Annotated in this window: 9 protein-coding genes; 2 read left to right on the forward strand and 7 right to left on the reverse strand. The window is 63.7% G+C overall.

What is annotated here, in order from left to right:
• Positions 1-14 precede the first annotated feature (14 nt).
• The 3 genes from mutT to U1R88_RS23905 form a co-directional block, all read right to left on the reverse strand.
• The gene (mutT, locus tag U1R88_RS23895) at positions 15-428 is read right to left on the reverse strand and encodes an 8-oxo-dGTP diphosphatase MutT (protein ID WP_068284052.1); all 414 of its coding nucleotides are present in this window, start codon (positions 426-428) and stop codon (positions 15-17) included.
• Positions 425-1,663 (reverse strand): bifunctional glutamate N-acetyltransferase/amino-acid acetyltransferase ArgJ, encoded by a 1,239-nt coding sequence (gene argJ, locus U1R88_RS23900; RefSeq protein ID WP_322433508.1) that lies wholly within the window; start codon positions 1,661-1,663, stop codon positions 425-427. Before argJ ends, mutT begins: the two co-directional genes overlap by 4 nt.
• Before the next feature lie 112 nt (positions 1,664-1,775).
• Positions 1,776-2,771: a peptidylprolyl isomerase gene (locus U1R88_RS23905; protein ID WP_068284057.1), complete on the reverse strand. Its 996-nt coding sequence runs from the start codon at positions 2,769-2,771 to the stop codon at positions 1,776-1,778.
• A 649-nt stretch (positions 2,772-3,420) separates the two neighbouring features.
• On the opposite strand from U1R88_RS23905, the gene secA reads away from it, so the two are divergent.
• On the forward strand, positions 3,421-6,240 hold the full coding sequence (secA, locus tag U1R88_RS23910) for a preprotein translocase subunit SecA (RefSeq protein WP_322433509.1): 2,820 nt from the start codon (positions 3,421-3,423) through the stop codon (positions 6,238-6,240).
• Positions 6,237-6,848, forward strand: coding sequence for a hypothetical protein (locus tag U1R88_RS23915; protein ID WP_322433510.1), 612 nt, complete (start codon positions 6,237-6,239; stop codon positions 6,846-6,848). Before secA ends, U1R88_RS23915 begins: the two co-directional genes overlap by 4 nt.
• On the opposite strand, the gene U1R88_RS23920 is transcribed toward U1R88_RS23915, so the two are convergent.
• The 4 genes from U1R88_RS23920 to U1R88_RS23935 all read right to left on the reverse strand — a co-directional run bounded on the left by U1R88_RS23920 (position 6,845) and on the right by U1R88_RS23935 (position 11,624).
• Positions 6,845-7,582, reverse strand: coding sequence for a TfuA-like protein (locus tag U1R88_RS23920; RefSeq protein ID WP_322433511.1), 738 nt, complete (start codon positions 7,580-7,582; stop codon positions 6,845-6,847). The genes U1R88_RS23915 and U1R88_RS23920 overlap by 4 nt on opposite strands.
• Positions 7,579-8,850, reverse strand: a complete 1,272-nt coding sequence (locus U1R88_RS23925) for a YcaO-like family protein (RefSeq protein ID WP_322433512.1) — start codon at positions 8,848-8,850, stop codon at positions 7,579-7,581. Before U1R88_RS23925 ends, U1R88_RS23920 begins: the two co-directional genes overlap by 4 nt.
• Positions 8,850-9,503 carry a hypothetical protein gene (locus tag U1R88_RS23930; protein ID WP_068284067.1) on the reverse strand — a complete coding sequence of 218 codons (654 nt, stop codon included), beginning with the start codon at positions 9,501-9,503 and terminating at the stop codon, positions 8,850-8,852. The genes U1R88_RS23925 and U1R88_RS23930 overlap by 1 nt, the downstream gene beginning before the upstream one ends.
• Positions 9,504-9,674: 171 nt before the next feature.
• Positions 9,675-11,624, reverse strand: a complete 1,950-nt coding sequence (locus U1R88_RS23935; RefSeq protein ID WP_322433513.1) for a BTAD domain-containing putative transcriptional regulator — start codon at positions 11,622-11,624, stop codon at positions 9,675-9,677.
• Between the last annotated feature and the right edge of the window lie 496 nt (positions 11,625-12,120).

The following is a 12,120-nucleotide window of genomic DNA, read 5'->3' on the forward strand; positions in this document are numbered from 1 at the left end:
CCTGCATTCCCTGCCTACCGCGCCGGGATCATGTCGATCAGCATCGGGATCAGCGGCTCGTCCGCAGGCGGCATCGGATAGTCGCGCAGCTTCCTGGGCAGCACCCATTTCACCGCCTGGCCCTCGCGCCCATGCGGCGTGCCCTTCCAGCGCCGGCAGATCCACAGCGGCATCAGCAGGGTGAAATCCTCATAGCTATGGCTGGCGAAGGTGAGCGGGGCCAGGCAGGGCTCCTCCACCTCGATGCCGAGTTCCTCGTGCAGTTCGCGGATGAGCGTCTCCTCGGGCCGCTCGCCGGGCTCGAGCTTGCCCCCCGGAAACTCCCACAGGCCGGCCAGGGCCTTGCCCTCGGGACGCTGGGAGATCAGCACGCGCCCGTCGGCATCGACGAGGGCGCAGGCGGCGACGAGAAGCAGGCGTTTGGTCACGAGCGGTAATCACCGTTGATGGCGACATATTCCTTGGTGAGGTCGCAGGTATAGACCCGGTCGCCTGCCTCGCCGAGGCCGATGTCGACGGCAATGGTGATCGCCTGCCCCTTCATGTAGGTAGAGACCGCTTCCTCGTCATAGGAAGGATCCCGCTCGCCATCGACGGCGACACGGATGTCGCCGAACCAGATGGCGAGCCGGTCACGGTCGGCTTCCTCTCCGGCCTTGCCGACGGCCATCACCACGCGGCCCCAATTCGCATCTTCGCCGGCCACCGCCGTCTTGACCAGAGGCGAATTGGCGATCGATAGGCCGATGCGCCGGGCCGCCTGCTTGGAGGTGGCGCCGCGCACCTCGACCGTCACGAATTTGCGGGCGCCCTCGCCATCCCGCGCCACCTGCTGGGCGAGATCGAGCAGCACAGCGTCGAGCGCCTTGGCAAAACCAGCCAGGCGCGGATCGGCGGCATCGGTCACCGGAGAGCCCCCTGCCTTGCCGGTGGCGAACAGCAGGAGCGTGTCGGAGGTGGAGGTGTCGCTATCGACGGTGACCGCGTTGAAGCTGTCGACGACGCCCCTGGAAAGCAGGCCCTGCAGCACATCCTTGGCGATCGGTGCATCGGTGAAGACGAAGGAGAGCATGGTCGCCATGTCGGGCGCGATCATGCCGGCTCCCTTGGCGATACCGTTGATCGTCACCGTGGTGCCGCCGAAATCAACGCTGGCGGTCGCCCCCTTGGGGAAGGTGTCGGTGGTCATGATGGCGCGGCCGGCATCCTCGAAAGCTCCCGGCGAGACGCGGCCGGCGGTCTCCACCAGGACGCCCCGGAACTTGCCGGCATCGAGCGGTTCGCCGATCACGCCAGTGGAGGCGAGGTAGACCTCGCTCGGCCGGCAGCCGGCGGCTTCGGCGGCGAGTTCCGCCGTCAGGGCCACCGCCTCGGCGCCCTTCTTGCCGGTGAAGGCATTGGCATTGCCGGAATTGACCACCAGGGCCCGTGCGCTGCCGTCGGCGAGCGCCGCGCGGCACCAGTCGACCGGTGCCGAGGGACATTTGGAGCGGGTGAACACGCCGGCCGCCTGCGTGCCCTCGTCCATCAGGACGAGCAGCACGTCGGTGCGGCCCTTGTAGCGGATACCGGCTTCGGCCGTCGCCATCCGCACGCCGGCCACCGGCGGCAGATCGGGAAAGCGGGCGGGAGCGAGCGGGGACAGCGGCGCGGCCTTGGCCATGGTATTCCTCGATAGGGTGTGCCGATCTCCTCAGTTCCATTGACCTATCGATGGAATGGGATCGGCACGGTCGGTGAAGAAAGTGCCGGTCCGAAGACCGGCACACCCGATCTTACTGGGCGGGAGCGGCCGGAGCCGGCGTGACAGGGGCCGGGGTGGCCGGGGCCTGATCATCGCCGCCGGGAAGCTGCATGCTTCCATCCGCAGGATCGGCCGGCGCCGCCGGCGGCTGCACGATCTTGGCGGCGGCACGCAGCTTGGCGAAGACTTCCTGCTGCGTCTTCTGGGTCAGATAGTCCGAGATCTGCTGCTTGACGCGGTCGAGGGCCGGCGGAGCCTGCGGGCGGCGCTCTTCAAGCTTGATGATGTGATAGCCGAACTGGCTCTTCACCGGCTGAGAGACTTCGCCAGGCTTCATGCCGAAGGCGGCCTCGGCGAATTCCTTGACCATGCGATCCTTGGTGAACCAGCCGAGGTCCCCGCCCTGCTCGGCGGAGCCGGGATCCTTGGAAACTTCCTTGGCGACCTTGGCGAAATCCTCGCCCGCCTTCAACCGGGCCTCGACCTTCTTGGCGTCGTCCTCGCTCGCCACCAGGATGTGGCGGGCATGCACCTCGTCCTGGGCCGGGATCAGCTTGACCTGGTCGTCATAGGCCTTCTTGATGGCGTCCTCGGTCACGGCTTCCTTGACGGACTTGGCGACCAGGGCATCGATCAGGATGCGCTGGCGGTAGAAGGCGAGCTTCTTCTGCACCTCGGCTTCATCAAGCACCTTCTGCTGCTCGGCCGCATTGGCGGCCACGCGCAGATTGATGGCGGCGTTGATGATGATGTCCTGCCGCTTGGCCGGCGAAAGCTGGGGCGACAGGCTCGGCCCGATCTCCTGCTCCACGGCATTGAGATCGTCCTGGGTGATGGGCTGTCCGTCCACGCTGATGGTCGGGGTCGCCTGCGATGCGGGCGCCGCAGGAGCGGGCTGGGCTGCCGGAGCCGGGGTAGCGGCAGGCTTCGCCGCGTCTTCAGCGTTGGAAGGCGCGGCAGCGAAGGCCAGGAAGGCAACGCTGGCGAGCAGGGTCGCGGCTGGACGCGCGCGGCGAAGTGACATCATGGGCAGGTTCCTCGAGAGCGGGGGCGGACCCGGAAGCGATTGGGGCATCCGGACGGACGCTGTTTCGGCAACAGGCCCGCATTGCTCCTGATCCCGGGACGAACGCCTACGCAGCGCTGATAGGACAGGAGAAAAGCAAGGTCAATGTCGCCGAATGGCCAGCGCTTCGCCCGCCTTTTAGGAAGGCCTGTCGTCAAAACTGTGACGAGGCCGGCGCTTTGCGACGAATGATCGAGCCATGGCGACGTGACGGCAAAAAATTACGGATTTTTCAGCCAAATGCCCCGGTCAACCGGCGTGGTAGACCCTAAGGTCGATTGACACCCCAAACCCCAATACTTAAGTGAGTCCGGCCGGCAAGTCCTTCGAACCGGGGCGCCGGCATTACGGCCGTCGGTTCACACAATTTCAAAGGCAGCCTGATTCCCGCTGCATCGGAATGCCCCCAACTTGCCGTATCGGGAGCATGCCGCCATGCTGGTGCCATAGCGCACGGTGATTGGAAGCGGGTTGCCTCACATCGGACAGCGCCCGGGCGATGTCCGGTTTCCGTTCCCCGGCTTTCACGGCCGGGGTTGACACGATGACCGGAGCCCCTCTCCGGTCAGGTATCACGCCGCCGCGAGGCGCGAAGATTTGAAGGCCTTCTATGTTCGGCTCGCTCGCCAAGAAACTGTTCGGCTCCTCCAATGATCGCCGGCTGAAAGCCTACAAACCCAAAATCGCCGCCATCGCGGCGCTCGAACCGGAAGTGGCGGCACTGTCCGACGAGGCTCTGCGGGCCCGCACCGACGAGTTCAAGGCCCAGCTCGCCGCCGGCAAGACCCTCGACGACATCCTGGTACCGGCCTTCGCCACCGTGCGCGAGGCGGCCAAGCGCGTGCTCGGCCAGCGCCATTTCGACACTCAGCTCCTCGGCGGCATGGTGTTGCATGAGGGCGCCATCGCCGAAATGAAGACGGGCGAAGGCAAGACCCTGGTGGCGACCGCCCCGGTCTACCTCAATGCCCTGGCCGGCAAGGGCGTGCATGTCGTCACCGTCAACGACTACCTCGCCAGCCGCGACTCCGAATGGATGGGCCGCGTCTATGCCTTCCTGGGTCTCACCACCGGCGTGATCGTGCACGGCCTCACCGATGAGGAACGCCACGCGGCCTATGCCTGCGACATCACCTACGGCACCAACAACGAGTTCGGCTTCGACTATCTGCGCGACAACATGAAATACGACATGGCGCAGATGGTGCAGCGCGGCCATGCCTTCGCCATCGTCGACGAAGTGGACTCCATCCTGGTGGACGAGGCCCGCACGCCGCTGATCATCTCCGGCCCGCTGGAGGATCGCCCCGAGCTCTACCAGACCATCGACGCGCTGATGCCGCAGCTCGACAAGGACGACTATGAGCTTGACGAGAAGCAGCGCACCGTCAGCCTCACCGAGAAGGGCAATGAGCGCGTCGAGCAGATGCTGGCGGGCTCCGGCATGCTGCGTGACGGCTCGATGTATGACGCGGCCAACGTCACCATCGTCCACCACGTCAACCAGGCCCTGCGCGCCCACAAGCTGTTCACCCGCGACAAGGACTACATCGTCCGCAACAATGAAGTGGTGATCATCGACGAATTCACCGGCCGCATGATGCCGGGCCGGCGCTATTCGGAAGGTCTGCACCAGGCGCTCGAAGCCAAGGAGCGGGTGCAGATCCAGCCCGAGAACCAGACGCTGGCCTCGATCACCTTCCAGAACTATTTCCGCCTCTACGGCAAGCTCGCCGGCATGACCGGCACCGCCGCCACCGAGGCGGACGAGTTCATGGACATCTACAATCTCGAAGTGATCGAGATCCCGACCAACCGGCCGGTGCAGCGCATCGACGACGACGACGAGGTCTATCGGACGGTCGACGAGAAATACAAGGCGATCGTGCGCCTGATCGAGGACTGCCGCCAGCGCGGCCAGCCGCTCCTGGTCGGCACCACCTCGATCGAAAAATCCGAGACGCTGGCCGCCTATCTCGCCAATCAGGGCTACAAGCAGCGCGACTTCTCCGACCCGAACGCTTTCGCCTCGCTCTATGACGGCGACCAGGGCACGGCCGAGGAGAAGGTTTTCGCCGTGCTGAACGCCCGCTACCACGAGCAGGAAGCCTTCATCGTCAGCCAGGCCGGGGTACCCGGCGCCATCACCATCGCCACCAACATGGCCGGCCGCGGCACCGACATCCAGCTCGGCGGCAATGCCGACATGCGCATCAAGGTCGAGCTCGCCGACCTGCCCGAGGGGGATGAGCGCCAGGCGGCGGAGACCCGCATCAAGGATCAGGTCGCCACGCTGAAGGAGAAGGCGCTCGCCGCCGGCGGCCTCTACATCATCGGCACCGAGCGCCATGAGAGCCGGCGCATCGACAACCAGCTGCGCGGACGCTCCGGCCGCCAGGGCGATCCCGGCCATTCGCGCTTCTTCCTGTCGCTGCAGGACGATCTGATGCGCATCTTCGGCTCGGAGCGCATGGACGGCATGCTGCAGAAGCTCGGCCTCAAGGAGGACGAGGCGATCGTGCATCCCTGGATCAACCGCGCGCTCGAAAAGGCGCAGCAGAAGGTCGAGGCGCGCAATTTCGACATCCGCAAGAACATCCTGAAATACGACAATGTGCTGAACGACCAGCGCAAGGAGATCTTCGAGCATCGCCGCGAACTGATGGCGCAGGACTCCGTCGGAGAGACCATCACCGATTTCCGCCATCTCGTCATCGACGACACGGTGCGCGCCCATGTGCCCGAGAATGCCTATCCTGAGCAGTGGGATACAGAAGGCCTGCACAAGTCGGTGAACGACGTGCTCAGCCTCGACCTGCCGATCACCGACTGGGCCAAGGAAGAAGGCATCGCCGACGAGGAGTTGACCCACCGCATCACCGAGGCAGCCGACAAGCACGCCGCCGAGCGCGCCGCCGGCTTCGGCGACGAGGTGACGCGCCAGGTCGAGAAGGCCGTCCTCCTGCAGACGCTCGACAATCTGTGGCGCGACCACATCGTCACGCTCGACCATCTGCGCCAGGTCATCGGCTTCCGCGCCATGGCCCAACGCGATCCGCTGATCGAGTACAAGTCGGAAGGCTACCAGCTCTTCTCCGACCTGATGAACCGCTGGCGCGAGGACGTCACCCGCACCATGTTCCGCCTGCAGGTGATGCAGCAGCCGGAAGAACCCTCTCTGCCGCAGATGTTCGGCCAGCATATCGATCCGCTCACCGGCGAGGATGAGTTCGCCCAGATGGGCTCCGGCTTCCCACCGGCCCAGCTGAGCTCGCCCTTCCCCGCGGCCGACAGCCCGACCCAGCGCATCGTCGCGCCGGAAGACCGCAACCCCGACGATCCTTCGACCTGGGGCCGTGTCGGCCGCAACGAGGTCTGCCCCTGCGGCTCGGGCAAGAAGTACAAGCACTGCCACGGGCAGCTGGCTTGAGCGACGCACCGTCGCATTCAGCCGAAGGCCGGTCGACGGTGCTGACCTATCGCCTCGCACACGAGGAAGTGTTGCTCTGGAGGGAACTGGCCGCCGGGCGTCGCAACGCCCTGCGGCAGGAGCCCATGGACCAGAGCAGCTATTATTACCTGCCCGTCCTGCTTCTCGCCGGCGTTGTCATCCTTCTGGCTCTGATCGGCGCCATCGGCATCGAGCACCTGCAATTGGCACTTGCCTTCGGGCTCGCAGGCTATCTCATCACCCGTCTCTGCGACTTCAGCCTGTCGAAATGGCACGCTCGCAAGGCACTTCGCCATGGCGCGCGACGTCGCTTTTTCGAAGGCGACTATCGCATTGCCTGGGATACGCACTCGATCAGTGCGAACATTCCCGATCTCAGCCTGACCTTCGCCCGCAGCACCATCGGTCACGTCTCCGATCTGAAGGGTCTGGTCGTGCTGTGGATGGACGAACTCGATTCCTCGCTCGCCATTCCCCATCGCGCCTTCGAGGACGAGGCGGCGCGACGGCAGTTCGCCACCGGCATCGCTTCCAAGCGACCTGAGGCAGGAACGAATTCACCGGCCGCGATATCGGGCCGCGATTAGAGTTCGTCCCCCTGCTCTTCCAGCCTGTCCTCCACCCGCTGTCGCAGCACGGCGAAGAAGCCCGATTGCGACAGAGTGAAATTCGGCCTGGCGAACGGCTTGCCGGCATCGGCCCGCATGCGGGCGAGCAGCGCCAGGGCGTCTGCCTGCTTCTGGCTGACGGCGTGACGCTCCAGCACCGCTTCCACCGGGACGGCATCGGCAAGCCCGGACAGGGCCACGACGTCCGACCAGGTGCGTTCCTTGAAATGCATGCGCCGCGCTGCCGCCAGCAAGGCCTCGCAGTTCGCGGCCGGCAGCGCTCCGGCCTCGGCGACGGCCTCCAGCGTTGCCTCGACATCCACCAGGGCCAGGCTGAGCGGCGCATAGCCGAACTCGGCCGGCGCATGCGCCACGCCGACATCGGCATCCGCCACCCGGCGCCCGCTCGCATAGTCCTCGAAGATCCGGCCGACACCGATCATGCCGAAGGCGGCGCATTCGGCGCCGCGCAGCGCTCCCATCGAGGCGGCGCCATAGACCGGAATGCCTTCGCTGAGCGCGTAGAGGATCTCCTTGTGCCAGACCGAGGGGGCGTGATCGAAGACACCATCGATCAGGCCGATGGCTTCGGCCCCCGTCATCGCCGCCGCCAGCACATCGCCGCACCCCGCGGGCGGGCGCACCGCAAAACCCTGGAGCAAAGTCGGGTCGATGCCGTGAAGGCTGGGACCGGTGAAAAGGATAGTGGTCATGGGCAGGTTTCTCTGGCGGCTCCGGCCGGTCCACCAACCGTCGTCTGTCTGGGAATGAGGTCATTGACGCCGACGGAGGCGACGTCGCCTTCCATATAGGCGCCCAGCCCCGGTGTCAGGATCCTCACCACATGGGCAAGGGGTGAGGGAGAGGCGAGGTCGAACAGGAAGACATCCTCGCAGCCGGCATTGGCCAGCGCCTGCAGCGTCACACCCAGGCGCTCGGCGTCCGAAAGACTGCTTCGGCTGGGATAGCGCTCGGCCAGGAACGACAGCGTCACCGCCTCTTCCCTTGGCAAGGGCACGATGCTGCTCGCGACGCAATATTGGGAAGGGTCCATGTCGTCCCGAGCGCCGGCTATATTGGTCAGGCGCGACTGCACCGCTTCCAGCAGCGCAGCCAGCATGGCCTCCCCTGCATCGAGACGGCAGGCATAGCCCCCGGATAGTCGCTCCCCGGCTCCTTGCTCGTCCAAGACGGGCCGGCTTATCACAGCCCCGACAACGGGAAGGTCCGTCTTGCCCCTGACATGGTAGAAATGGGGAACCAGGCCTGCGGCGGACACCTTCCCGATGGCTTCGTCGAGTCCGGCATGCAAGCCCGGCTGCCACAGCAACTGCCGTGCGAAAGCGCTAGAAAGCCCGAAGAGTTCCACCGGCAGTGTGGCATCCCGTTCAATGGCTTCGAACAAGGCCCGGGTGGCGGCGAACTCGAATGTCCGCCCGGCGGCAAGGCCGGTGGACGCCACGGTAAAGGCCCTGTAGTCCCAGGGGAATCCCACGCGCGTATCGAGCCCGATCAGCTCATAGGGCGCATAGACCTCCGCCCCGGACAGCTGATGGATCCCGCGGACCCAGGCCCGCTGGCGCAGGGGATCGAAGAGAGCGTATTTGCAGCGCGACAATCTCTCGAGAGGCACGAGCCTGCGTCCGCGAGCTGCCATCTCCGTCGCCGTCGCGAATTCGCAGACCAGTTCTTTCGTCTGCTCGGCAACCGCTCCCTCGATCGATTCCATGATGGCACCGATCCGCGCCTGCTCATGCGTCAGGCCCTTGCCCTGGCTGACCGACAAGGCCCGGGAATTGGGCCGCGTCGCAAACCAGACGGGAATGCCGATGATATCAAGCCCAGTGATGTCACCGCAGCGTGTGATGCGGAACGGCGCCAATGACTGTGGAGAAAACGGCGAATCGCAATCCGCCGTCTTCCCTGGATCCGCCGGGAGCAACTCCCCTTTTTCGAGAGGATGGTGCAGTTGATCAGGCATTATTTGCCGGCATCATCCGACAGGACCGCATTTTGCAGCGTATCACCGTCCGAACCGATCAGCTGCCGCAGCGCGGCCTCGACCGGAGAATAGATGCCCGCATTCGATTGAATGGTCGTCTGGATGCCGGCATGGGGTTGGATACCGGCCTGATTGGTAATCCCAGCCTGATTGGTGATGCCGGCTTGATTAGTGATACCGGCCTGGGATTGAACGCCGGCCTGGGATTGAACGCCGGCCTGGGACTGTACGCCGGCTTGGGACTGCACCCCTGCCTGGGACTGCACGCCAGCTTGACTTTGGACGCCGGCCTGGCTCTGGATCCCCGCATGCAACTGGCCGTTGGCATCCGTGAAAATATCGGTTCCGAACGCAAAATCGACCTCGGACAGCCGCACGCCGGCAGCCACGAGCGCTTCGATACCCTGGGCACTGCTGGGGTCTATGCCGCTTCCCGAGGCGGTCGGCGCACGGCAGTCCGCCATCAGCCGCCACAGGGCCGCAACGACTTTCGCGTAGCCGTCACTCGAGGTTGCCTGGCTATATTTCACGATCTCATCGTGACTGATTTCGACAACGCGCAACGGACTCATCTTGATGAGTACAACCCCGGCGCCCCGGTTTCCGATGACGAACATCCGCTCGGTGGACATATCCCCTCCTGCTCCTTTCAAAAAGACAGCAACCCTCGAATGCACGCCAGCTTATGGAATTTTATTTCGCGCAAATCGATAATTGCTATCCAACACCACCCCAATACACGAGTGAAAGACTTTAATCTCTATATTTAAAGTCAAATTCGATAGTTTTTGGAGATTACAAAATCAATCCAAGCCGGCTATTCTTAATCCTTCCGCACATAGATTGATGTCTTCGCTGCGCCGATCCGGTGCGAGACGAGCCATCTCGAGCGCCGTTGCGCCGGGATACATTTCGGCGAGCTTCCTGCCATATTGGCGCGCCACGTCCACATTGCCCATGAGGCCGTGGCACATGGCCAGGACACGCAGCACCGCGTCTTCGCTGCTCATGTTCTTGCAAAGCTCAATTCCCGTGGCGAAATCCCTGCGCCGGATCGCGATGGTGCAGCCGAACCACCAGTAATAGTCCGGCGGGAACGGATTGAGCTCCAGCGCCCGCTGGAAGCGCTCCCAGCCGGTGTCGGCGAAGCCGAGATGCGACAAGGCATCGGCATGGTGGGACAAGAGGTCAGCCGAATGCGGATTCAGCGCCTCTGCGACCAGGAATTTCTCGGCCGCATAGTCGAAGTCACGCTGATAGAGGGCAACGACCGCAGCCATCCAGTGGCCCTCGCCGATGCCGCCATCGATGGCGAGCGCCGTTTCGGCCTCATGGCGGGCCTGGTGCAGGAGATAGGGATCATTCCCCCCGAGCATCAGCCATTCGAGCTGCAGGGTCTGGGCGATGCGGGCATGGGCCGGCGCAAAGTACCGGTCTTCGCCAATGGCCTGCTTGAACTCCGCCCGGGCCCGACGCAGTTTCGGCAGGTCGCAATTCTTCAGGCGGGTCTGACCTTCCAGATAGTGCCGGTAGGCGTTCGGCTTCGGGTCGGCTCGCATCCGGTCAAGCTGGTCGCGCTCGATCTCGCTCGCGAGCGTCGACGAGATCTGCCGGGTAATGCGCCTGAAGGTGGAAGGCAATTTGTCCAGGCCGATCGGATATTCCGCCGCCCAGATGATCTCGGCGCCGGGCTGCCGCGTCAGTCTCAGAGCCATATGCTCGCCGTCCGGGAGCATGAAGCCTGAAATGAGATAGCCGCTTCTCAGCGCGGCCAGCCGTTCGGCGTCCGGCGAATCGGCGACCTCGAAGCTGCTATGGGGTGCAATCACCGCGAAGGTTCGATGGCGCGACAGATCATTGGCCACGTCCTCGATGAGAGCACGATGCAGATAATGGAGATTGTCGCCCGCCAACGCCTTGGGAGGGAACAAGGCAACCCTCGGCAGGCCGACTAGGCTGCGCGTTGCCGAAACCTCCCGGTCGGCGTCGCCCTGCATCTCGCTGGACCGGTCCGACACCACATGCAGCCGCGCTCTCGGCGCGTTCGCCAGGATGCGCCGCATCGCCGCCATCGTCTCGGGACGCGGCTCGCTGTCCAATTCCTGCTTCAGAACGGAAACGAGCGTGGCATAGGTGCGGTTCACCGCATCGAAATTGCCGTTTCGCCCATAGGCCTCGAGCAAAGCTCGATAGCTTTCCTCGCGCTCCGGCTCCAGGGCCAGCATGCGTTCGCCGATGATATCGATCTCACGCTCGGGCGCACGCCCAAAGCGGGTCATTTCCAACAGCACATCGGCGGCCAAGCCGAGCACGAGACGGCGGAAGCGTTCGCGCTCACCGCGGAACCACTGCGCCAGTTCGCCGCCGCCGGTGTCGACGGTATCGAGGAGATCGCCTCGCGCCAGCAGCACCGCCTCCACCCGCTCGGCGAGCACCGCCGATTTCTGCAGGGCAAGGATGCACGCCAGATCGGAGCGATGCGCACTGGAGCCAGCCATCAGATGGGAACCGCTGGTCTCGATCAGGGGCTCCTCATAAGGCCAGCACCTGTGAATGCGCACCAGCAGCTGACGCAGATTGGTCAGCGCCTTCTCCTCGGGCGCATCATCCCAGAGCAAGGCCGCCACCGCTTGACGGCTCATCCGGCCGCTGCCGGCGAGCAGCAGCATGGCGATGAGAATGTAACCCTTGGCCGGAAATACTCCCTCGGTCGGCTTGGCCATGTGAGGCACGCCGACCAGATGAACGATCATGTCCCGCTCAGCATTCATTCGTCGATCCCAGCTCCCTTCGCATGGTTGACGGACGAAAACCGCGCCCGCTCCCCCATAAGGCCTGGCACTATCGATCCGAACAACGCCGGCTCGCGCTCGTGGGAAACTCGCGCGAGCACCGCCAAGTTCGTGAACCGAGGCGACACTGTGTTACAAAATCTATTCAAGTCAATGAATTGACCGGGAATCCTCGCCTCAAGTCACACCGGCGTCACACCAGCTATCAAATTATAAAAGCATAAAATAAGAATTTTTTTCAAAAATCTTTAGGTAATCTGTAATTATATTGAAAATCACCCTCGCAAAATCGAAACAATTACCATTGTCAGATAAATAATACAAAAAATAAACATAAACAAATAATATTAATACATAAAATTTACACGGAAAAGGCAAATCTGCGTTGAGGTTCTCCGAAAATATACTGCCAATCTCCCAGAGAATAGCGGGGATTCTCGGTTTTTGGATCTCCCTC

The sequence above is a fragment of the Labrys sedimenti genome, from assembly GCF_034424805.1.
GTDB classification, from domain to species: Bacteria; Pseudomonadota; Alphaproteobacteria; order Rhizobiales; family Labraceae; genus Labrys; species Labrys sedimenti.